Genomic DNA, 24,006 nt, shown 5'->3' on the forward strand with positions numbered 1-24,006 from the left:
CCGCCTCCCTACCGGAGACGGGCCAACGATCACGAGGGGTGCAGCGGCGATCTCAGGAGGTACGGGGACCTGAGTTGATGTCAGCGGGGTTTGAACCTGCCTTGATCTCGGCCTTGTCGTTGACGCCGCTGCCGTCCGTGTCCTTCTTGTTCGGGTTGGTCGGCTCGTTGTCGAACTTGTCGTTGCGAGCACCCTTGACCTCAGCCTTGTCACGCAGGCCGTCCCGGTCGGTGTCCTTGAGGAGGGGGTTGGACTTGAACTCCTTCTCGAAGGCCTTGTTCACGAAGCCGCGCACCTCGGTGCCGTCCCCGAGACGGTCGTTGTCGGTGTCGGCGTCGTTGGGGTTGGCGCGGGTGTCGCGGATCTCGCGGGAGTCACTCAACCGGTCACCGTCGGAATCCCGCTTGAGCGGGTCGGTCGGCTCGTTGGCGAACTCGTCGTTCGCGGAACCCTGAGTTTCGACCCTGTCGTTCATTCGGTCACCGTCGGTGTCCTTCTTGAGCGGGTTCGTGCCGAGCGTGGCTTCCTGGGTGTCGGTCAGGCCGTCGTTGTCGGCGTCCAGGTCAGGGGCCGGGTTGGGCGTCGGGGCGGGGACCACGACCGGTAGGTCGTCCGAGGCGTCGAGCGGGTTGGTGCCCCGGTCGTACTCCACACCGTCGTTGATCGAACCACCGTCGGTGTCCTTGCGCAGCGGGCTGCTGCCGATGCGAACCTCGTCGCCGTCCCACAAGGCGTCGCCGTCGGTGTCTTGGACCAGCGGGTCAGTGCCTGCAAGCACTTCGCCGCCGTCGGTCAGGTTGTCACCGTCGGTGTCCTCGTCCCACGGGTCGGTGCCGTTGGCGATCTCGTCGCCGTCGTTGACACCGTCGTTCTCGGAGTCGGCTTCGTTCGGGTCGGTGTCGTAGACGTTGACCTCGTCGCCATCGGTGAGACCGTCGGCGTCGGAGTCGGGGTTGGTCGGGCTGGTGTGGTGCTGGTTGGCCTCCTCACCGTCGAGCAACCCGTCCTCGTCGGTGTCTTCGACCAGCGGGTCGGAGTGGAAGGTGTTGACCTCGGCACCGTCGTCGAGGCCGTCGTTGTCAGTGTCTGAGCTGTTGATGTCGGTGTCCTGAGCGACCTCCTCGCCGTCGACGAGTCCGTCCTCGTCGGAGTCGGCTTCGTTCGGGTTCGAGTCGTAGGTGTTCACCTCGGCACCGTCGGTGAGGCCGTCGTTGTCGGAGTCGGCGTCATTGGGGTCGGTTCCGAGAGCATCTTCTTCGGCACCGCTCAGACCGTCGGTGTCAGCATCCTGAAGCAGGTAGTCATCCAAGCCGTCGCGGGGGTCGGTGCCGGCGCTGGACTCGTCGAGGTCAGAGGAGCCGCCGTCGTCGGTGTCCACCAGGTTCGGGTCGGAGGTGTGACCGTTCGGGTTGGCGTTCACCTCGGCCGCGTCATCGAGGCCATCGTCGTCAGAGTCTGTGTCGTTGGGGTCGGTGAGGTGGGTGTGGACCTCGGGGCCGTCGTCGAGGCCGTCGCCGTCGGAGTCGGCGTCGTGGGGGTCGGTGTCCTGGACGACCTCATCGCCGTCCTCGAGGCCATCATCGTCTGAGTCGGCGTCGTTCGGGTCGGTGAGGTGGGTGAGGACCTCATCGCCGTCCTCGAGGCCATCGTCATCGGAGTCGGCGTCGTTCGGGTCGGTGAGGTAGGTGAGGACCTCAGGGCCGTCGTCGAGGCCATCGTCATCGGAGTCGGCGTCGTTGGGGTCGGTGTTGTAGGTGCCGGTCTCCTCGTGGTCGAGCAGGCCGTCGTTGTCGGTGTCCACGTCCGGGGTGCAGTCCACGCCGCCGACCTTCACCTGCGACTGGGTCGATGCATATCCCAACGTGACCTGACCCTCGTACTCGCCGTCCACCGAGCGCGTGTAGGTCGCGCGAACGGGATCGATGCTGTTGTAGGCGTAGGAGTAGGTACCGTCGCTGTTGGCGTTCTCGGAGGCAGCGTTGATGGTCAAGTGCAGCTGCATACCGGTCGCCGTGTCGGTGAAGACCAGGTTCGCTGGCCCAGTGGTGTCGTCGTTGACCGTTTCGACGCCTTCAGGGTCGGTCACCCGGACAGTGGCGGCCACCAGGTCAGAGACGGGAGGGTTCACGCCGTCGGCTGTCGACTTGGCGGTGGCTGCCTGCAGGATCTCGACCTTCACGGTCCCGTTCAGCAGGAGGTAGGTGCCGGTGTCGCCCTCGGAGGAGGTGGTGACGCCACGGTGGTTCGGGACCCCGTTGGCGAACATGACGCCAAGGGTGTGACCGGTCTGCGGCGTGCCGTCGGTGTCGAGAAGATCGAAGGACCCGAAACCGTCGTCACGCGCGTCGACCTCGACACTGGAGGAGCTGGAAGCCTCAAACAGAGGAGTCTCCAGGGGAAGACAGGTGGCCGGATCGGCGGACTGGTTGACCTCCAAGGTGCTGCTGGAGACACCGAGGTGGAACCCGCTGTCGCTGCCTGCGGGGCCGGTCACGCTCACCGGCCCGACGGCACCGTTGGGCTCGGAGTCACGGTTCTGTGCTCGAACGTCGGCAGCTACCGCCAGGTTGGTCCCATAGGCGTCCGCCTGCCCGTACGCGTAGCGGTCGATGTCGCTGTAGTGGTAGTTCGTGTTGTCGGCGACGCCGCCGGAGACATTGACGGCCTGCCCGTTGCTCGGGTTGTAGTCCTGCAGGTTGATCGGATGGATGCTGGCCCGGGCATAGAAGTGGCGCTGAGCCGGGTCGCTCGCAGCGGTCGCGGAAGGCGCGAGCACGATGGCGAACCCGGCAGTTGTCAGGCTGAGCACAGCCATGACGGACAGCCGCCCGGCAAGGGGGCGACCGCGGGTGTTCTTCACAGGGGAGTGTCCTGACTCGGTAGAGGAATCTGCTCCGAGGGTGGAAGCAGCGACCGTCCGCGGAAGGCGGGCGGTCTTGTGATGTATCGGCGCTGCTGGACCGTGACTTGATGGGCTGCTTGGGCGTCATCCAGACGGCTGCCTGGGAACCTCCGCCTGGGCGCGGTCGGTCGTCTCGAGACGTTGACTCTGCTGCGTGATCAGCTCCGAGCCGAAGGTCAGCCGAGGAGCCGGGGGTGGAGCCGCCTGTCGGAATCGAACCGACGACCTATTCATTACACGGAGCAGTGGCGACTAGGGACTCGGCGGGTGCCTCCGGGACAGGTATCGGCTCACTTCACGCTCAACTGACCTCCCGCCGCCACCCGTCGAGGCCCGAGGTATCCCCGGGGGTCCCGCACAAAGACCGGACCAATCACCGGACTTGACGGCCTCGGCGAGGACTCGCAACCAGTGCACACCTGTCGGTACCCCGAGACACCATTCCAGCATGCCCCGAGACACCCCGAACGCTGTGGTTCCCGACGCCTTCACGCTGCGTTGCTGCCATTCCCCAGGACCAAAACCGTTAGAGTCGACCCATGGCTGGTAGGCACCTGAAGGAGATGTTCGCGGCCTTCCATCGCCACGATGAACTTGCCTTCCGGCGCGCGGCTATGGAGGTCATCGAGGAAGAGCAGGGCAAGCACCACTACGCGTTGGCGCGCGACCTTCAGCGCTTGCTAGCGGCTGGTGGCGGGGCAACCTTGGACTCGGGCGATGTCCTCGTTCTCCCGGACCCGCCGATGGACCGTGACGGCGACTGGTCACTGGCAGCCGTACGCGCTCCGCAGGTTGACCTCGCCCAACTCATCGTCCAGCCGAAGGTGTCTAGGGTGCTCGACCAGGTTGCGGCCGAAGTCCCGCGCTGGTCCGAACTCGACCGACACGCCGTCCCGCGCCGTCAGCGGTTCCTGTTCCAGGGTCCTCCCGGCTGCGGCAAGACGACGGCTGCCGAAGCCTTGGCCTCCGAGTTGGGCCGACCCTTCGTTTTGGTCCGCATCGATGCCGTGGTGTCCTCTTACCTCGGTGAGACCGCGAGCAACCTCCGGCGCGTTCTCGACTTCGCAAACCAAGCGCCCTTTGTCGTCCTCTTCGATGAGTTCGACTCGCTTGGGCGCGGCCGGGATGACGCAGCCGAACATGGCGAGATGAAGCGCGTCGTGACTGCGTTTTTACAGATGATCGACCAGTACCGAGGCCCAAGCGTCCTCATCGCCGCCACGAACCACCCCGGCCTCCTGGACACCGCGTTGTGGCGTCGGTTCGACGAAGTGGTGACGTTCGACCGCCCATCGGTGCACGACATCCGGCGGCTGCTGCGCCACCGTCTGCGCAGCGTTCCGCATTCGGCTGTCAACATCGACGAGACAGCCTCCCGCCTGAAAGGGCTGCCTCACGCCGCAGTGGAGAAGGTTGTGTGGGACGCGCGCAGGACTGCCGTTCTCGCTGGGCGGGACAAGGTTGGCAGCGCCGACATGGCGGAAGCGGTTATAGGCGTCCGTTCAAGGCCCTGGTGACCCATGCCGAGACACCCCCAACTGCCGCCACCGGCGACAGTGCCGGAGCGACGCACCCCCACGGGCTTTCCTCCCCCACCTCCACGTAACCCGCATAGGCACGGTCAGCGCCTGACACAGGACCTGACCACGGCTCAGGCCGTTCGTCGCATCCCGACTGGCATCGACCCGAACCTCGTGTTCAAGATCCTGACGCCCAGTGGTGGACTGGATGAGGAGTCTCTCGCCCGCAGAGGGCTCGTCACCTTGGGAGACAACGGCGCGCACACCTATTTTGTCCTGACCTCGGACAACGGTGCCGCACTACGCTCCGCGCTCGACCAGTACTCATCCGCCGAAGACCGAGAAGGTGCCAAGGGCACCTACGGCACGATCTTCGACAAGGTCGACTCCCTTGCGCCCTACGGTCCAGAGGACCGTCGAGGCGTCGGCCTCGATGATGTCCCGACTGACGGCACCGCGTTCGTTGTCGATATCAGCGTATGGCCTTCCGAGGACTACACCGAGGCCCGGCGCAGGGCTGACGTCGTCCAGTCTGTGGTGACGCGCAGCGGCGGCTCTCTGGTGCATGCGGCGCAGGTGAGTGCACGTGTCACGGTCATCCGTGTGAGTGTCAACGCAGGCGGCCTCGAAGACCTTCTCGCTACGAGCGTGGTCGAGAAGGTCCGGACGCCCCCGGTCCCCTACATGGACCCCAGCGACTGGCAGGACATCTCCCTCGCAGACATCGAGATAGTTCCTGTGGAAAGCATGTCGGTCGGTGTGCTCGATGACGTGCCCGCGACGGGTCATCCGCTTCTGGGAAGCCTCGTCGCATCCGTCGACGAGTTCGGGCCGAGTGGCCATGTTTGGCAGCAGCAGGGGCATCACGGGACCCTCGTGACTGGCCGTGTCCTGTACCCGCGCCTGCAGGAAAGTCTTCGAGACCTCACCCCGTTCGAGGCGGTCGGGCACGTGCACATCGCCCGAGTCCTTGAACCCGACCCGGTCCAGCCACTCCGCACTCGGTTCGCAGGCGGCGACCTTGGCGAGCCTCCCCATCTTGTTGTTCGCAGAGCCGTCGAGTACCTCGCTGACACCTACGACGTCCGCGTCTTCAACATCAGCATCGGATATGACGAGCCGTACGACGGCTCCCATGTCGGGGAGTTCACCGAGACCCTCGATGAACTGGTTCGCGAACGCAACATCGTGATCGTCGTGCCAGCAGGCAACGTCCCGGCCTCGCCCACCGGCACGACCGCCAGCGGTCTTCACGGCGGGCACGACTACCCCGGACACCTCGACGCGCCGGAGCACCGCATCGCTGAGCCCGGTCCGGCGGCTCTGGCGGTCTGCGTCGGCTCAGTCGCGCACAGCGACGCTCCCCGCGAGTGGAACCCGCCACGGCTTGGCGACAAGGCTGTCGCGCCGATCGGAGGGGTGTCGCCGTTCAGTCGCAGCGGACCTGGCGTCGGGCACATCAAGAACTACTCCAACAAGCCGGACTTTGTTCACGAAGGGGGTAACTGGGTCGTCACCGACACCGGAAACCTCATCCTCGAAGACCATGGTGTGTCAGTCGTCAGCACCGCCTTGGAGCCGTCGGGCCGACTGTTTCGCGCGACCAGCGGCACGTCGTTCGCCGTGCCGCTGGTTGCGCGCGCAGCCGCCGATGTCCTCCACGAGTACCCGGACGCCTCCGCGAATCTTGTCCGTGCGCTGCTCGGAGCGTCAGCCACCGACGCCGGTCTCGAAGCGACGAAAGTTGCGGACGTGACAGCGAGGCGTCGTCTCTACGGCCTCGGGAAGCCGACCGCCGCCGCCGCCCGCCTGAGCGACGAGCACCGGGTGACCATGACGTTCGACGGTGAGATGGCAGTGGACTCGGTTGTCGTCCACCCGGTCCCGGTGCCCGAGGCGTTCGCCAAGACGCTCAGCCGGACGAGGCGCGTGCGCGTTGCTATGGCCTACGACCCGCCCGTGCGACGACAGCGGCGCGAGTACCTGGCGAGCACGATGCAGGTCGACCTCTTCCGCGCCATGACACTCGACGAAGTCCAGGACCTCGTGGGCAAGCAGGACCCGGCCAACGCCGTCCGCATGATCTCCGACCGGCGACGGGTCGCCCTTGAACCAGGTTCCGACCACGTTCGCAGTGCGACACTGCACGTACGGACTTGGGAGCCGAAGCGACTGAACGTCGACGATGGCGAGACCTACTACCTAGTCGTCACCAACACGACCAAGCCGTGGGCTCGCGACAAGACCGACTACGCGACGCAGAAGTACGCGCTCTCCGTCGTCCTCGAAGACGAAGGACGCCTCGACCTTGACCTGTTCTCCCTCGTTACGCAGCAGGTCCAGCCCGAGGTCCGCGCTCGACTGCGCACCTGATTCGGCGGCCTGCTCCGGTTGGCGCTGCGTGAACGGCCCACCTGACGGGCATAGACGTTTGCCACTGAACGTGCGCGCCGGATGAAAAGGTGGGCCGAGTCCGGAACTCTCCTGCTCACCGAAGGAGCCACAATGTCGCCGCCTGACCCTGACTTTGCTGACGGTCTTGGCATCGACGCGGCGGTGTTGAGCGCGAGGGCCGTCTTTCACAACCCGAGGACGACCGTTAGTCGCGAGCCCACAGGCGAGCGAGAGTGCGCTGCTGCCGTGGGCGCTTTGGCACAGGCGTACGCGGATGCGGGCGGCACTGTTCAGGAGATCATCGAGAACAGTCGCGGGGCAGCGGAATCACTATCATCAGATCCGTTTCAAGGCTTGTCGGAAATTGTCCAGAACGCCAACGACGTTGGGGCAGGCCACGTAGATATTCGGTTGCAGGATGGGCTGCTTGAGGTCAGACACGACGGCCGACCGGTGGGCCTACGGGACTTGCACGCGATGGCCGCCCCGTGGTTGACCACGAAGCGTGATGACGAGGCAGCGACTGGGCGGTTTGGTGTCGGCCTCAGCACCCTGCACGCGTTCAGCGCCACGTTCGAGATTCATAGCGGGGACTACCACGTAGAGGTCGGTGACCCCTTTCTCGCAAGTCTCGAAGGGAGCGTCAAGCCGCTATCCGGTCCGCTGCGCGATGACACGATGCTGCGCGTCCGCACGAACCCAGATGCCGTTCAGTCGGACGACTTCATCGCCTGGTGCGAGCAATGGGACGACCGTGGCCTTCTGTTCTTGAGCAGCGTCACCACAGTTACATTCGCGAGTCCTGGCTGGTCTCGCAAACTGTGCCTGTCTCGTGAACCCGAAAGTGGGTTCACCTGGTCATTGCGCGGAGTCGAGGTGCCAGTCGTCCAAGAGGTCGTGACGGCTCCCGACGGGCGTCGGTGGCTCCTGAGCGCCGTCACAGTGCCCAGCCCCAAGGGCATACGTCGAGCCCATAAGGCGACCGGGACCACTACGCCGGTTGGAGTGGCGCTCTCCTTAGATGGTGACCCCAGCGGATGTCTCTACGCCGGGCTGCCGATCGAATCTGTCGATGGACTGCCGTTCATGGGCAATGCTCAGTTTGACCCGATGACGAACCGCCAAGGCATGCGAGACACGGCCTGGAATCGGGAACTTATCGACGTCGTCGGCGCGCTCTGGAAGGCCGCAGTTCTAAACCTCTTCGAGGTCGACCCTGCGCAGGCGTGGGGCAGCGTGCCGCTCCTTGTTGGCTCGGAGTCGAGCGTCGGGTTCGCAGCCCTGCTGCGAGACCAGATCCGTTGCCGATCGGAGGAGATTGCTCAGCAGGTCACGTTCGCAATCAGGTCGGAACGCTTCGCACTGGTTGAACTAGCGATTGAGTCGGAAGAACTCGGCGACCTTCTCACCGCGCAAGAGGTCGCGAAGATCGCGGGCCGTGATGCCAGTTTGCCCGTTGAGGTACGCGATGCTGCGGGTCTCTGGCGGATGGTGACATCTGCTTGGAGAGATGCTGGGGTTCCGCTGCCGGGTGAGGTGACCGTCGAGGACGCCGTCGGGCTCTTGGGGGCGTCTGACCGTCCCACAGGCAAGGTCATTGCGCTCACAGCGGCGGCAGTGCGTGCGGGTTTGCTGGACCTCCTGCCCAGCATCGAGTGTGTTGTCGATGTCGGCGGCGAGCATCACTATCCGCCCACGGCAGGCGACGACCGCGTGCTCATTGACGAACTGTCCGGTTTAGCGACGGTGCTCGCCATGTCCATTGTGATCGCGCCGGAGTACCTAGCCGACGACGAGGACGCGACCGTGGTTCGCGAGTGGCTTCGTGAGGCAGGACATCTAGTTTCTGCGGACGACGACCAGACAGTTCTCGACCGGCTTTCACAACTAGGCCACAAGGGCGAAGTACTTGACCGCCCGCTGAGCGACGCGCAGGTCGAGGCGCTGCGAAGTGCCTTGGAGCCCCTGGGACCGACGCTCTGGAGTTCGCTCGGAGACGGCATCGGCAGGGCGATCTTATTGAGCGCGTACTCGTATGACGACAACGGGAAACGCGTCGAAGGCTTCGCCCGACCCTGCGACGCGTATCAGCCGCGAGCCGTAGACAGGGAAAAGGACGCCTTTGCGGTCGCCGCTGCAAGTACCCCGGATCTGACGTGGCTGGCCCCTCGCTACGCGCAGGTCATGCGGTCGAAAGTCGGGCGAGCCGGTTTGGGCGCCCAGAGATTCATGCGTCATCTCGGTTGCTCAACGACACCACGACTGGTGCCTCACCAGGACTTGTCCAAGCGCTTTCAGAGTGAAAAGCGGCTCGGACTCAAGCAGTGGATCGGCGACGGTCTCCACGAGCGAGGTCATGCCCTGACCGACCTGAATTGTGACTACACGCTCTCTGATCTCGACAGCCCGGACCTGACGGCGGTGTTGTTGAGCATCGCCGCCGAGAAGCGAACGAAGCCCCGACGAGAGCGGGCAATCGCGATGGCTAGCCTCCTCAGTCGGTCGTGGCGCGACCTTGCCGATAGTGCTGAGGTCCCTGCCGCGCAGGCATACAACGGCTGGAACGTACACGGATCCGTACGGGCCTACTGGCTATGGCGTGCTGCCACCATCCCCTGGCTTGACAGCGTCGACGGCGTCCCCTCCGCTCCGCAGAAGTTGCGGCTTCGCACGCCATCAACGATCGCCGTGTTCGGTCCCCATGCGACGGGATACCTGCATCCGAGCCTCGACCGCGCACGCCCTGAGGTGCTTCAGGCACTGGGCGTTGCTGGAGACCCCAACACTCACGACCTCCTAACGCGGCTGCACGACCTGCAGACCGCCGAGCGGAAGGGCGCGGTAGACGAGGCAGGGCCTGAGAGCGCGGCTGTCTATCAGGCTCTCGCTGCCCGTTTGGGAGAAGGCCGGTCCTCCATCGGCATGACTGACCGGCAACTGCGTGCGGCGTTCACCGCCCGGGGTGGGCTGATCAGAACCTCTGCAGGGACCTGGACTCGCCCCGAGGATGTCTTCCTCGACCCTCCCGTGTTCGGTGCGCGCCGCGACTTCGTACCCAGCGTCGCCGGGGCAAGCAGACTGTGGACGGCTCTTCAGGTCAGGGCACCAGGGGTCGACGATTGCATCAAAGTCATCACCGAGGTTGCAAAGACGAACCTAGCCGCGAGCCCTGCTGACGAATCAATTGTCATCAACTCCCTGCGGCTTCTCGAAGCATTGCTGAGCAAGCCAGGGTCGACCAATCCGCGACGCAAGAGACGACTCACTCAACTTCCAGTCTGGACGACTAGCGGATGGACGAGCACTAGACCCGTATACGCCCTCGAAGACCCGCAACTGGCTGAAGGAGTAGGCGACCGGGTTCCTGTCTGGCAGCCGGGCGGTGAAGCAGCGCACTACCAGTCACTTCTTGAGCACCTGCGCATCACCCTGCTCCCTGCTGCTCTCTTTCACGTCAGCGACGTTCAGGACGCGGAAGTTGACGTCGTTGCGACCGGAAAGTTCCGGTCCGCCGCACGCCTCCTGAAGGAGGATCTCGTGCGCAACGACCCAGACACTGAGCGCGCTGGCATGGTCACATGGGACGAACTGGTCGCGTTCGACGTGCGGGTAGAGCCCAATCTCCAAGTCGAGGCGCGGATGCCCGACGGGACCACGCTGAAACTCGCGGCTGACACCAAGGCTTCCATCCCTGATAGGGCGGTGTTCCTTCGCGAGCCAGCCTTACTCGATCGGCTCAGCGGAGGGGGGAGAGCCGTCGCAAGTTTGTTCGCGGCTGACCAGCGGCTCCTGGCCCAGGCTTGGCTCGCAGCCCTTGAGGCAGAGCGCTCGGGCCGTGAGGCGGTTGAGTTGCGGCTGGCACGCGAGCAGGCCGCTGCAGAGGAGGAAGACACCCAGGCAAGCATCGGCAGACTTCGCGACATGCAGGCTGAGGTGAAGGGCCGCCGCGCCGCAGGCAAGCAGAAGAAGTCAGCACGTCCTGTTGCGCCCGGGAACCAACCCCCGACGAAGACAGGAGGCATCACCCCAGCGAAGCAAACACCGCGTGTTCTGGTTGATCCCCAAACTCTCGCGGTCGTAGATGCCGATGGAAAGGTGGTCGAGGGACAGAAGAAGGACCCCTCACCACCCAAGACCCCCGGGCCAAAGGGCGGGCTCCGCAAACCAAACAGGGGCGGTGCGGCTCCGACCCCGCGCTCGACCTTCCGCTCGTACACGGACGAGGAGAAGGAGACACTGGGACTGGAACTGGCACGTCGCGTGTTGGCGAGCGACGACCAGGACATCATTGATATTCGGACTCAGCGACGCGTCGGCGCAGACGCTTTCGATGAACGAGGTCGGTACTACGAACTGAAAGTGAGTGCCCGAGACGAGCCGGACCAGATTCGACTAACCGACTCCGAAGTCGAGCGCGCCATGTCGACGCCTGACTTCTTCCTCGTCGTTGTATCGGGCCTCGAAGGTGCCCAGGCGAAGCCCAAGGTGCGCGTAATCGTCGAGCCAATGCGACACCTGAACGTGTCGAAGAGCAGCCAAGTCCTTCTCACTGGGGTTCACCAGGCGCAAAGCCTCGTGTTTGACCTCGCCCCCACGACCGAAGCGGTCGATTACGATGTGGAACCGGCGGAAGGGGATGAAGGGACAGGACCTGAAGACTGACTCCAGCCGAGGTGCGCAAGCGGATGGAATCCTGGTCGGGCAGCGGTGTCACGACTCGGTGTGCATCGCACCTAGGGAACGACCTCGGCGAACCAGGCCCCAGTCGGTGTACTCCCACTCTCAGCGACGGCAGACGCGCTCCCAGTGGTACCGCTGCTGCAACCGGCGCGCCAGGGTTCTCGCCGTGCGGCTTAGCGGTTAGCGTCCGGCGAATGCGAATGGTTCATGTCGTCGACGTGGGCGACGGCGCGTGCGCGATCCTGCGGCCCTGGCCCGACCACGGTCTCGGCCCTGCGACAGTCATCGACTGCGGCGTGTGGAGAGCCCGGGCCAAGACGGCGGCCGACACGCTGCTCGGCGCGCTCGACGGCGATCTTTCTGAAGTTGAGTCGTTCGTCGTCAGCCACTTCGATTGGGATCATTGGGGTGGACTTCGCAATCTGGAGCACTTCCCCACGGCCCTGAACACGCTCTACTCCGCCACCCTCTTCTATCCCTCCATGCCGTGGCGTGTACCGGCTGCTCTCTACGCGTTGATGGGTCCGCAGACAGGCACAGGATCGGCCGCCCTGGACCTGAGCAACTCGATGCACCCACTGCTGCGACGTGGCGAGACACTCACGCTGCAACCACTGCACACGGGGAAGGGGACCATCAGGCTTGCTGGCGAGCGGTTCGACGTGCTGTGGCCGCCGCAGTTCATCGACCGCGTCTTCAGTCGCAGGCTGGACGGGGCGGTCAAGGCGGTCGAGGACCTAGCCGAGGACTTGGAGGCGGCGGGCTACCCGACACTGAAACGCAACCTCGACGACGCTAGAAGCGGGGCCGCCACGCTCGCTGACGGGGTGGAGGCTGATGACGGTGCACCACCAGACCTCGGAATGCGTATCGCGGGCGACAGTGAGGCCGCCCAATTCCCACACGAGGACTTGGACTGGCTCGACACGGATGGTGGCGATGACCTTCCCCTGGAGGAAATCGACGCCGAGGAAGCACTGGGGGCGCGACTGGAACACGAGGACGACGACGCCGACCCCGATGATCCAGACCTCCATCAGGTCCTCGGGACGTTGCCGGAAGGCTTCACCGACAGACATCGACGCGTCCTTCGACGCATTAGGGCAGCCAACAACGACCTGTCCCTTGTCCTTGCCAGCAGAAGCGGCCGGCTGGTCGCTTTCGGCGACATCAGCGGCTTCGCTCTTCGCAGGGTGCTCATCTCGCCCCGACTTGCGGGGCGACGCTTCGAAGTGATGCTCCTTCCCCACCATGGGACACACCCGCTACCCGACGGCATGCCCGCAGCAAGATGGTGCGTCGCCCAGGGAGGGGTCCACCACCTTCCGCGATGGCAAGCGAACCATCCCCTGCCGCACCCCGACGCCCACGTCTGCTGGAACACCGCCGAGAGGGGCAGCCTGTTCCCAGGTTGGTAACGACGGGTTCCTCTCCGGACCGTGAAGTCATCTGCGTGGTGTTTCGTAATCGACCGTTCAAGCGACAAGTTCGTCGTACGCCTCGTTGCGCGAGGGGCGACCGGGTTTGGCCTACCAAGGTCCCCGCCGATAACTGCGGGGAGCGACGGCATCAGCGCGGTCGCCGGACGGACGGGGCATTTTCATGAAGCGCGCTCACACGAAGATGGTTGAGGTCCACGCGTCAGCATGCGGCGCGGTGCAGAAACACTTCGGCCCGCAGGAAGTGGAACGACGTCTACTGGGCGTCTGGGTCGAGCCAGATGGCCAGGTCGTGCTCCATCTCAACTCGACAGAGACTGCATCTGTCGTCACTCATGCCCTATGGCTCCGCTACACGGTCGACGGAGGTCTACACCGGGAACACGGTTTACTCATCCGGGTCCTTTGAGGCGCCGCGACGACGGCAGCGACGCTCGCCCAGGCTCGCACCCGAGCACCCGAGCACCCGAGCACCCGGGCACCCGGGCACCCGAGAGTGGGCTCTTTGAATTCGCGCGGTTTCGTCGTCACTGGTCGCTAGCGTGTTCGTCATGAAGGGCGAGGACGTCAACAAGGCTGTCCTCGTCGCTGTCCTTCACATCATCGAGACGTGGATTGAGAGCGACCGGAGCGCTCTCGCACGCGTGAACGGCCTGGCCGCGACCACCGACTCCACGGTGGATGACAAGAGCAAGCGGGCATACAGCGTCCTCAAGCACTTCCTGCCCCCTCAGGCGCATGCCAACCTGGTGGCGGGCATCGCCAACATCGCGCCTCGTGCCACGGACGGGGTAGGAGAGACTGCGCGTCGTTGGGCGCGTCCGGAGCGGCGTATAGAGGTGGGCCGGTCGCTGCTGGCTGCTGCTGCCCGGGCGCAGCGTGCGGCCGAGGCGAGGGATGAAGCGGCTCGCGTAGCCGCAGAGGAGGAGGCTGCCCGGCTCGCTGCCGTAGCACAGCGTCTCGCTGCCGAAGAGGCGCGCCGCGTTGCGGAAGCCGAGGCAGAGGCCCGCAGAAGGGCTGAACGGGCCGCCGCGCTGAAACGTTTCCGGGTCGAGGCCGAGGCGATGCTCCAGCGTGACTTCCTCGCTGGCGACGCGTGGTTCGACTCCTGGGATACCGACGGCCAGGTCACGCGGTCTGACTTTGAGGACTGGAAGGCAGCCTTCGTCCAAGAGTGGGCCCGCAACGTCCTCGGTTACGACAAGTTCGACAACCAACAGGCTCGGGCCGTCGCCACCACGTCCGCCGACCTACGCCTGGTCGCACGAGCAGGCAGTGGCAAGACCCGTGCGATCGTCACCCGCGCGCTCTTCCTGCAACTGCACTGCGGGGTCGAGCCCGGCGCGATCGTGCTCGCCGCCTTCAACCGCAAGGCTGTCGAGGAGATCAGTGACCGCCTTCGCGCGGCCCTCCCGGCAGATGCTCGCCTGCCACATGTGGTCACGTTCCACGCCCTTGCATACGCGCTGCTGCGGCCGGAAGAGGAACTCGTCTTCGACGATGAGGACTCTGAATCGTTCGCCCAGTCCAAGAGGGTCCAAGCGGTAGTCAACGACCTGCTCGTAGAACGCAAGGACGACGTGAGGCGGGCCATGCTCGGCCACTTCACGGAAGATTGGAAGCGAATCGAGCAACGCGGGTTGCACATGACGCGTGACGAGTTCTTCGCCAGCAGAGCCGAGGTGACCCGCGTGACGCTTCGCGGCGAGTACGTGAAGTCCTTCGGAGAGCGGGTCATCGCGAACGCCCTGTTCGAGCACGACGTCGACTACAAGTACGAACGCAACTTCACCCGGGGCGGGTTCAACTACCGCCCCGACTTCACCGTCCTGGCGGCCGGGAAGCCCCGTGTCGTCATCGAATACTTCGGGATATCCGGTGACCCGCTGTACCAACGCAACGCGGACCAGAAGCGCAACTTTTGGGCGAGTCAGAAGGACGTGACATTCGTCGAGTTCAATCCTTCGCAGATCGTCTCGCTCGGCGACGAAGCCTTCCGCAGCCACGTGCTGTCGACGCTCGACCAAGCCGGAATCCCCTACCACCGTCTAAGCGAGGACGAGATCTGGGAACGGGTCCGCCATCGAGCACTCGACACCTTCAGCAAGACACTGCGGAGTTTCGTAAGCCGGGCACGGAATCTGAACTTGAGTGCAGACGATATCCGGCAGCGCATGTACGCACTCGATGAGCCTGACGAGAGCGTGCGCGCGTTCCTAGAACTCGCTGCCGACGTCCACGAGGGATACTTGGCCCGCAGCCGCCTTGAAGGGTTTGAGGACTTCAGCGGCGTCATGTGGCGAGCATCCGCCGAGGTACGCGCCGGGCAAGCCACCTGGACACGAGCGGGCGGCAAGGAGCACGGTGATCTCCGCGACATCCGCTTCATCCACGTCGACGAGTTCCAGGACTTCTCCGAGATGTTCATGGACTTCATCCAGGCAATCCGCAACCAGGCACCACGTGCCGTGCTGTGCTGCGTTGGCGATGACTGGCAAGCCATCAACGGATTCGCCGGGGCCGACCTACGGTTCTTCGCCAACTTCGAGACTGACTTCCCTTCCTCGACCACCCACCAGTTGGTAACCAACTACCGCTCCGGCCGCCAGATAGTGTCGGCCGGCAACACCGTCATGAACGGTCTCGGTGAACCCGCTCGCTCCTTTCAATCGGCACCCGGCAGCATTCAGATCGCCCGCCTCACGGACTTCGTGTCCTCACCTATCGAGCGACACCTTTTCCAGGGCGACATCGGCACGCCAGCGCTGCTACGACTGATCAAGCACGCGCTGGCCGAAACCGACGGAAACATCGCTGTCTTGTTCCGACGCAACACCGTTCCATGGTTCACCAACACGGGCCAAGGCGCATTCGGAAGAAGACTCGACGCCTACCTCACCTACCTCCAAGGCCATTTCACCGAGGAGGAGAGCAAGCGGCTGGAGGTCACAACCGCCCACAAGTACAAGGGCCGGGAAGCCGACTTTGTCATCGTCGCGGATGCGGACGCGAAGTCCTACCCTCTGCTCCATCCCACTGCTGGCCTGTTCGAAGTGTTCGGCGACACTCTTGACAGCATCACCGACGCTGATCGTCGCCTGTTCTACGTCGCCACCACCCGTGCGGAAACTTCTCTCTGCTATCTCGTCACCCGCGAGGACCCCACGCCCTTCCTCGGAGCCCTCATGGCGACGGCCCACTCCGTCCGATGGGACAACCTCCCGGTCGCGGTCACAAACGCCGACGCCAAAGTCGAGATCCGCATCTACGACGGTTACGACGTCCGCGAAACCCTCAAGGACCGGTTTGGCTTCGCGTACGACGAGTCCAACAAGACCTGGTACGCCTTCCGCCCAGCGGACGGGTTCGACTTCCAAGTCGTGAGGCAGGTCCTCTCCTTCATCGGTCCACGACTCATCGAAGTGCGCGATGGAAGCCAACGCGTCATTCACCGCGCCGGGGCCAGATTGGAGCGAGACGTTCAGGTGCCGTTCTAGAGGGGTAATGAATGCGGTCAATCGCGCCTCGCGGGAGACGTGACGACCGCTATCGTGCGGCCAGCAGCATGCCGCCGCATCCGCCGGGAGATAGCAGGGGTTCTCAATGGAACAATCTGACTTCGTCGCGGCCGCGTTGGCCCAGATGCTGCATCCCGAGAACCTCTCCAAAGTCACCGGCAGGACCATCGCAGCGACAGACGGCATCCTGCAGACCTACGAGAACGTTGCAGTCGATTGGGCGCGCATCCATGGTCAGGCCGCCGAGCGCGACCGCACGGTGCCACGGTTCCGCTTCCCGCCATACTGGGACCGGACCAGCCGCCCGACGAGCATCCTGGCGTTCTGGGACCGTAGAGAAAGGGTCCGGCTCGCCGGTGACCCGGACACGCCACCGGAGTGGCTCCAACTTCTTGCGAGAGACGGAGAACTCCGCGTTCGAAACCAGGTTGCCCAGAACCTGAACACGCCCGCCGACACGAGGAGCAAACTCCTCAGCGACTCTGACTCTCGAATCACGAGGATGGTCGAGGTCGCCGAGGGTCCCATGACCCTCGGGAGGACAAATTCGGCAAACGCGATGCACAGCGTCGCTCAGGAGTACGACTTTCGAGGCGAGTTCAAAGAGGCCGTCCACTGGTACACGAAGGCCGCCGAGAACGGACATGTCGGTGCGATGCACGACCTGGGCGCTGCATACCTAGACCGCGACGACCGCAACCTCGCCATCGGCTGGTTCACCAAGGCCGCCGAGGCGGGCGGTGATGCCACGGACATGTTCGTCGTCGGCGCGCTCAATGAGAAGCAGGGCAACCCGGAGCAGGCGATCAGGTGGTTCACCAGGGCCGCTGAAGCCGGGCATGTCTCCTCGATGCTTGGTCTCACCGAAATCTACTCTCAGCGCGGCGACCGGTCTCGGGAGGTGGTCTGGCTTCGGAAAGCAGCCGATGCTGGTGACGAAAACGCTCGCACGATTCTGCAGTGGTACGCCAGCCAGGAGACGACCTCGGCGCAGCAGAGCGAGACCGCCGTCGGGCCAGTCGCGGGACAGAAGCAGGGTGGCTGCTACATCGCCACCGCCGTTTACGGCTCCTACGACGCGCCCCCCGTGGTGACGCTCCGGCGCTTGCGGGACGAGCGACTCGCCCGGAGCGTCTGTGGTCGCGCATTCATCCGGTTCTATTACGCGGTGAGTCCACCCTTAGCGAAGTACTTCGAGCAGGCGACCCGTCTCAACGGTGTCAGCAGGCTTCTTCTTGACGCTGCCGTGCAGAGGATCGATGAAGTGGATCGTGAGGAGGTCGCGCGCAATGTGAAGCGGCGTTGACCACGGCACTGCCGGTATGCGTCAACCCCGCCATAACCACACCCGACTCGGCCGTCACGGCAAGCACGTAGATCGCCGCTCTTCACCGGTGGCCCCCGTCAACACGAGTTGGTGCCGTCCCACATCGAGTAGGTAAGCGGGACATATTCGGCGTCACTCACCTGCGCGGCAGTGACAGTCCCAATATTCAGTCCCGGAAGTCAGAGTTCTGAGACCAACTTGTTGGGACGTGTCTTACTGCGTGTGTCCTGGTGGCCTTGTGCGTCTCCAGAGCGCACGCTGAGAGCGTGCCGGTCCGTTAAGGTGGCTCCAAATTGGACCCGTTAGGTTCATTCGTGGGCCCATCGCCATAAGGCGTGAACCGCGCACCGGGCAGGATGTGAGCCCGCCGAGTGCCGCAAGTCGAGGACGATCGACATGTCGGAATGCTCGAAAGTTTCCTACCCCAGCCGTTGGGCCGCCGTGGCTGCGATGCGGGCCATAAGCCGCAGGCATGCCAATCGGGGCCGCGTTGGCCCTAGGGGCGCTTACCTGTGCAACTGGTGCCGCTGCTGGCATCTCACGTCGAAGGCGGGCGTCCAAACCCCGCCTTGGGTGAAAGCGCAAGCACCGCGCTGAACGCGATCGGGGTGTGTACGCCGTGGGACCGGGCCCCTCGTCGGCCTCAAGAGCGGGCGTCGTCCACCGTCGAAGTTACGGATGGCTCCGGGTTAGCGGAAGACAGTACCGGTGTCGGTGTCCTCGCCTACCGTCGTCGCTGTGGACGCCGCACTCGACGTGCAGCCGGTCGAGCCCATCGAAACGCTCGACTCGTTCCGCGCGCAATCGGGCCGATTCCTGTTCGCTCAGCCGAGGTCCGGCGGCGACCTCGTCTACCTGGAGCAGGGCACAGCGCACGAGCGACGCGCAGATGTCCGCACGGCCCTGCGCTGCCCGGAGCCGGACTGCATCTCCCCGCAGATCACCACGGTCTCGCGGTCGGCCCGCAGCGCCCGGGACGGCTACAGGCACCTGGTCCGCCCCGGGCGAGGGCACGCCCCGGAGAGCGTGTTTCACCGACAGGCAAAGGCGCTGATAGTCCGGTGGGCGCGGGAGCAGGGGAACGTGGCCTCGGCGCGGGAGGAGGTTCGTGTTGGTGGCGGAGAGCGAGTCGCCGACGTCCTGCTGACCTCGTTTTCGGGCAACCTGCTTGCGGTCGAGATCCAGTACGCATCGCTGTCGTTCGAGCAGTGGGCTGAGCGTACGGAGTCCTATCAGCGGCTCGGGGTTGCGGTCACCTGGCTGTGGGGACACGTCGGCGCGCACATGCCGCTCCAGGGCCGGTGGCGCGAGATCGGTGCGCATCTGGTCCGCGATGCCCGGCCGGTCCTGTGGATCAACCCGGCCGACGAACGCATCGCCTGGGCCTACGACCTCCACGCTTTGCAGCAGCAGCCCCGGAAGCCGGACCCACCCAAGTACCAGTTCGGCCCGCTGTCCGGACTCGACCTGCGCCAGAACGGGATCTTCCCGCCGGGCTTCCTCGACGAGACTAAGCGGATCCGCGACGAGATTGAGCAGGCCGAGCGGGCTCGGGAACGGCGCGCAGCCGAGCACAACGAGCAGATGGAAACAGCCCGTCGTCGTCGGGCGCTCAACGCGCCGCAGGCGTCGCTCCGGATGGTCGAGCCGTTGCCCGAGCAAGACCCAGGACCGCCGTCCGAATGGCGGAGGCCCCGCAGGCACAACGGGCTGTGCCCCCGTTGCGGACTTCGGCTCGACCCAAGCCTCTCGGTGCACGCTGACCCGTTCTGCGACCGCTGGTAGGACCTAGAGCCAAACATTCAGCGGGGAGCCGAACTCGACTACACGGGCATCGGCATGAGGGCGGGGTGTTGCAACGTCAGCGCAACCGCGTGGAAACAGGCTCCAGCAGGAAGAGGCCACTGCGAGGCTCGAACGCTCCGACCTCGGCAACGATGTGGAGGTTGTCCCTGGTCCCGACGCTCGACCCGCGACCCTGGAGATTCAGGTCGTAGAAGTTGACGTCGCGGAACTGGAAGGAGGGGCCGGGGGCTGCGACCGTCTCGCTGTAGTCCCCGGCGTAGATGAGGAAATCGAAGCGCGTGTCGTAGTTCCCGTGCGGAGCCGTATACGCCACGTTGCCGTCGAACTCGATAGTCCTGCCCTCGTAGTTCTTCGCGAACGCCTGGCTCAGGTTGTAGTCCTCGCCCTTGGTCAAGAGCGTCTTGAGGTCCGGGTTGTTCTCGACCGTCAAGACCTCGTCGGTCACTGGTGTGGACGACTCGGTCTCTGTCGCGGTCGGCTCTTCCGAAGGCTCCTGGGATGGGGAGGTGGCTGTTTCGCTCGGTGTCTGGCTCACACCCTCGGACGACGATGCCGTGGCTTCGTCGGGGACATCATCGCCCTGGAGTGCGACGATGCCGCCGACGACCGCAATGGCCACGACGGCGACGGCTGCCAAGGCCGCGACCAGACCCCACGGCGTCGGCTTCTTCACTCGGCGAAACGTCATCTCCGTGCGCAACCGTCCCTGGTCACGAGTGTGAAGTTCCCACCCGGCGCTCTGCATCTTCTTGACCGTGCTGGACTCGCGGCCTCGGATGACCTTCATGGACTGGTACCGGTACTGCGCGTCGCCGCTGTCGGACATCTCGCCTGCTCCCGTCTGCGCGCAGTCGTCGCCGAGCGCGGTTGGATAGTAGGCGGACCCGGCGGTCGCAACGACATCGCCAGGCGCGGCCCGCCACACGGGCGAGCGAACCGGCACCACGGTTGGCGGTCGCTAGGGTCGCGACCGTGACTCCAAACCCTCGGCAGGCGGCAGCGATGACCCTCACGTTCGCAGCGATCATGGCCAGTGCGGGGATCGAGCCCGCCGAGACCTTGGTCATCCGGCACGCCTACGTGCCCCTACACAGGGACGGCAGCCCAGGCATCCATGCCGACTCCTCCGACGACGAACTCCTGGCCTACACCCGCGTGCAGTCGATCAGCGCGCGCACCTTCCCAAAAGCCCCGCCCCGAGTGTGGGTCGTGTTCCTACCTGAGGGTGGCGACCGCGCCCGGCTGTGGCGGGTGGTGATCAACCATGGCGAGATCGAGCGCAACGACGAGACCCGCACCTTCAACCTGAAGGTCTCGGATGAGATGAGTGACCTTCGGAACCGATTGGTCATCGCCTGGCGCTCACCCCGCACGTGGCGGGTCAACGCGAGCACGGCCGCGCCGTACCAGGTGATGGAGATTGCCGACGCCCAGCCGGTGCGGTTCCCGGGGTTCGACGCGCTCGTCCTGGGACACCCCCAACTCCAAGCCGTCGTCCGGGAGCACAGGTACGCCACCTGGCGCACTGCCCTCTCCTCGGTCGGCGGGATCTACCTCATCACCGACACTCGCGACGGCAGGCACTACGTCGGCAAGGCCGACGGCGCAGAAAACATCTTGCAGCGCTGGACGGCCTACGCGACCAACGGGCACGGCGGCAACGTGGAACTACGTGGACTGGACCCGTCCAGTTTCAGGTTCTCAGTGCTGCGGGTGTTCGACCCAACAACTCCTGAGCCGGTCATCAACGCAGCAGAGAGCCACTTCAAGAACGCACTCGACTCCCGCCGTCATGGTTTGAACCGCTGACCGAGTAGCCCCGCCTCCGCCGAAGCCGAGGTGGCCAACAAGTGCTACCGAGGTCGCCTGGCTGGACAGCCAAGCCGATGTCCCCGTCCGTACACCGGCATGACCGGTCATGGGCAGAACCGGATCGCCGCAGCGCTCGCCATCTGCACCATGCGATTGGATCGGGCTGCCCTGAGCCCCACCGATCATTGGGCGCGCCTCAGGGTTGCCGGGCGGGCCCCTTGGCTGCGTTGATGGTCTGCGCGTGCGCGTCGATATCTGGCCCCGTGAAGAGGCGGTGGAACGCTTCGTCGAGCACTCTGGCACCGTCCAACACCTCGATAGTGGTCAGATCCGAGTCTTCATGTGTTCCTGCGTTCCCGAGCCACTTGACTGCGAAGAGCAGGTCGGCGACCGGGGGACGATTGGGGTCGGCGTTCCGCCACTCCTTGATGCGTTCGTGAGCGTTACGGAACTGTCCGGTTGAGCGGGTCGCCGAGATGCCTTCGGAGGTCAGGAAGCGCTCCACCGTGGCGCGTAGCGCGGTTGCGGCAAGGCCGGGATCTGCGAAGAGCACGCGAGATGCGCGCAGTACGCCCTCTCGGACCTCCTCGGGAGCCGACTTTGGGATCGGCATCATCAACATGGGCGGGTGCAAATGCGTGACGGTGTAGTACGAGGAGTAGGGGATGCCTTGGTACTCGAACTCGTCGTCGCGCGTGGACTTCTGGGAGTAGTCCACGCGGTAGTCCCCGGTGCCGTGCACGGCCTGCTGGCATTCGGGGTTCTCACACTGCCCGCGCACGACGAACGTGCCGGAGATCCACTCTGGCTCGAAGGCGGGGTGGCTGCGCGCCGAGGCTGAACCGTGGCCTTCGTCCTCGATGGGCGACGAGAACCCGATGTACCCCGTCTGGCAGTTGGGGCACTCTGGACGGGGCCATGGCTGCCCGGACTCGATGGTCTTGGCGAGGCCGGAGAGGGCGGGGTCCACTGGCATGCCTGGAGCGTAAACGCCGAACGGGTGCGTGCGCTGGGTTGTCAGGCGGTGAACAGCAGACGACGGCAAGCCAGGCCCCCGCTGGTGCGGTCCCGGAGGAACCACCGCCGTCCTCAGAGCGTTCTCGGCAGATGAGTGCGCCCCATTGGAGCAGGGGCACAACTAGTTAGGCAGGAATCACCTGCATGTGTCGGTAGAGCGTCGACCGGCTCCATCCCACGAGCCGGGCCGCATCGGCGGCAGGCAGCCCATCCTCAGCCATGGCCCGCCGCGCCATCCTTACCTTCGCCCCGACCTCGACGGGGTCGGGGGCTGGGCGTCCGAAGCGCACTCCCCTTCGGCGCGCACTGTCCATCCCAGCCTGCACGCGAGCCCTGATGAGGTCGCGCTCGAATTGCGCGCAACTGCACAACAAGTTCAGCAGGAGCCGACCATGAGGAGTGTCGGGGTCGATGCCGTCCGAGATTGAACGAACCGCGACGCCGCGCTCTATCAGTGACTCGACCGTCGAGACGACATCTACGAGGCTTCGCCCAAGGCGGTCGATACGCCAGACGACCAGGGTCGAGTTCGGCCCACAGTGGGCGAGCGCCTGGGAGAGTCCCGGACGTGACGCCGCGACTGAGGCACCTGAGATGGTGTCGGTGAAGATGTTGGAGGGCTCTACGCCTGCGGCTATGAGGGCATCAATCTGCAGGTCATGACGTTGGTGCTCTCCGGAACTCACTCGTGCGTAGCCAACGAGATGGCGTGGTGCGTCATCGTTCATGTGCCGACTCTCCCTCAGCCCACCGACACTATTGGGACACGTTGCGGGACGGTCTCCCGGCGGACTACAGACTGCACCAAGTCACCAGGCGTACGCCGCGTAAGTCGTCGTGTGCTGGCGTGATGTCGTCGTTCACTCTGCACCTCGCGAGTAGAGAACGTGATTCGTGATGAGGTCTCGGACCTCCACGACGTCCCTCATTGCAATGGGGTTTGTGTGCACATGCCAGGTGCTGGACTTTCCCCCACCGACTCGTCCGAGGTGGCGCACCCACTGCTTGTCGTAGTTCTTCTGCCGAGGAGCCCATCGATTCCAGGGCTGTGCCCCTACGTCCACGGCAATGCGCACGGCCCGCTTCTCCTGGGGTAGCCCGTGGTCATCACCGCTACCCGGACGGTCCTCGCTGGTGAGCCACACAACGGAGGGAGAGCCCGCCTCGATCTGGACAAACCCTCGACTGAGAAGCACCTCCACCTCTTCTAAGTCGGTCGGGGGGCGGAGGTTGGGAACCGTGGTCCGGATGACGCCCTCGCGGAGAATGGAGTCGGCCCATTCCGCGCGGGTGTAGTGGTAAAGGTGCTGGGCTCTAGCCGCAGGTCGGCCCGGGCTGAGGTTTCGCTTCTGCTTCATTTGAACTCCTGGTCTCGTGACCGCCGGATGGCGGGACAACCAAAAGTCTCGGTCCGGAGTAGGACAGGACGCCTTGGACGGATCTTTCTCGGGGTTTGCCGTGGACGGCTTCTGGAGTCACCGGAGCCGCTGCGTCCTCGACCATCACCGTGCTGAGGACCAGCCGCGCGACGGTAGACAAAGTCGTTCAGGTCAAGGCCGCTGTGGAGCCGCTGCTGACTCCGTGACGTCGA

General features: G+C 64.9%; 13 protein-coding genes. 8 read left to right on the forward strand and 5 right to left on the reverse strand.

The window, feature by feature from the left end; all coding sequences use genetic code 11:
• Positions 1 to 52: 52 nt before the first annotated feature.
• On the reverse strand, positions 53 to 2,815 hold the full coding sequence (locus tag ABD295_RS17880; RefSeq protein ID WP_344305167.1) for a hypothetical protein: 2,763 nt from the start codon (positions 2,813 to 2,815) through the stop codon (positions 53 to 55).
• A gap of 626 nt (positions 2,816 to 3,441) precedes the next feature.
• Between ABD295_RS17880 and ABD295_RS17885 the strand changes: the two genes are divergently transcribed.
• From ABD295_RS17885 to ABD295_RS17915, 7 genes are all read left to right on the forward strand, one after another.
• Complete coding sequence (locus tag ABD295_RS17885) at positions 3,442 to 4,419, forward strand: AAA family ATPase (protein ID WP_344305169.1); 978 nt, start codon at positions 3,442 to 3,444, stop codon at positions 4,417 to 4,419.
• 177 nt (positions 4,420 to 4,596) lie between these two features.
• A complete protein-coding gene (locus ABD295_RS17890) occupies positions 4,597 to 6,795 on the forward strand; it encodes a S8 family peptidase (RefSeq protein ID WP_344305170.1) in 2,199 nt (732 codons plus the stop codon).
• A 132-nt stretch (positions 6,796 to 6,927) separates the two neighbouring features.
• Positions 6,928 to 11,478 (forward strand): ATP-binding protein, encoded by a 4,551-nt coding sequence (locus tag ABD295_RS17895; protein ID WP_344305171.1) that lies wholly within the window; start codon positions 6,928 to 6,930, stop codon positions 11,476 to 11,478.
• A 212-nt stretch (positions 11,479 to 11,690) separates the two neighbouring features.
• Complete coding sequence (locus ABD295_RS17900) at positions 11,691 to 12,914, forward strand: MBL fold metallo-hydrolase (protein WP_344305172.1); 1,224 nt, start codon at positions 11,691 to 11,693, stop codon at positions 12,912 to 12,914.
• Between the two features lie 572 nt (positions 12,915 to 13,486).
• Positions 13,487 to 16,432 carry a UvrD-helicase domain-containing protein gene (locus ABD295_RS17905; protein ID WP_344305173.1) on the forward strand — a complete coding sequence of 982 codons (2,946 nt, stop codon included), beginning with the start codon at positions 13,487 to 13,489 and terminating at the stop codon, positions 16,430 to 16,432.
• A 106-nt stretch (positions 16,433 to 16,538) separates the two neighbouring features.
• Entirely contained in the window at positions 16,539 to 17,759 is a 1,221-nt protein-coding gene (locus tag ABD295_RS17910) for a tetratricopeptide repeat protein (protein ID WP_344305175.1), read from the forward strand.
• Positions 17,760 to 18,518: 759 nt separating this feature from the next.
• Positions 18,519 to 19,565: a competence protein CoiA family protein gene (locus ABD295_RS17915; RefSeq protein ID WP_344305176.1), complete on the forward strand. Its 1,047-nt coding sequence runs from the start codon at positions 18,519 to 18,521 to the stop codon at positions 19,563 to 19,565.
• Between the two features lie 76 nt (positions 19,566 to 19,641).
• Here the strand turns inward: ABD295_RS17915 and ABD295_RS17920 are convergent, their stop codons facing one another.
• Positions 19,642 to 20,412: a DUF4839 domain-containing protein gene (locus ABD295_RS17920; protein WP_344305177.1), complete on the reverse strand. Its 771-nt coding sequence runs from the start codon at positions 20,410 to 20,412 to the stop codon at positions 19,642 to 19,644.
• Between the two features lie 176 nt (positions 20,413 to 20,588).
• On the opposite strand from ABD295_RS17920, the gene ABD295_RS17925 reads away from it, so the two are divergent.
• Positions 20,589 to 21,395: a GIY-YIG nuclease family protein gene (locus ABD295_RS17925; RefSeq protein ID WP_344305179.1), complete on the forward strand. Its 807-nt coding sequence runs from the start codon at positions 20,589 to 20,591 to the stop codon at positions 21,393 to 21,395.
• A 199-nt stretch (positions 21,396 to 21,594) separates the two neighbouring features.
• On the opposite strand, the gene ABD295_RS17930 is transcribed toward ABD295_RS17925, so the two are convergent.
• The 3 genes from ABD295_RS17930 to ABD295_RS17940 all read right to left on the reverse strand — a co-directional run bounded on the left by ABD295_RS17930 (position 21,595) and on the right by ABD295_RS17940 (position 23,773).
• Positions 21,595 to 22,374, reverse strand: coding sequence for a DUF4145 domain-containing protein (locus tag ABD295_RS17930; protein ID WP_344305180.1), 780 nt, complete (start codon positions 22,372 to 22,374; stop codon positions 21,595 to 21,597).
• Between the two features lie 166 nt (positions 22,375 to 22,540).
• A complete protein-coding gene (locus ABD295_RS17935; protein WP_344305182.1) occupies positions 22,541 to 23,143 on the reverse strand; it encodes a recombinase family protein in 603 nt (200 codons plus the stop codon).
• A 132-nt stretch (positions 23,144 to 23,275) separates the two neighbouring features.
• Complete coding sequence (locus ABD295_RS17940) at positions 23,276 to 23,773, reverse strand: hypothetical protein (protein ID WP_344305183.1); 498 nt, start codon at positions 23,771 to 23,773, stop codon at positions 23,276 to 23,278.
• Positions 23,774 to 24,006: the final 233 nt, after the last annotated feature.

The sequence above is a fragment of the Nocardioides bigeumensis genome (genome assembly GCF_039531755.1).
In the GTDB taxonomy this organism is placed as follows: Bacteria; Actinomycetota; Actinomycetes; order Propionibacteriales; family Nocardioidaceae; genus Nocardioides; species Nocardioides bigeumensis.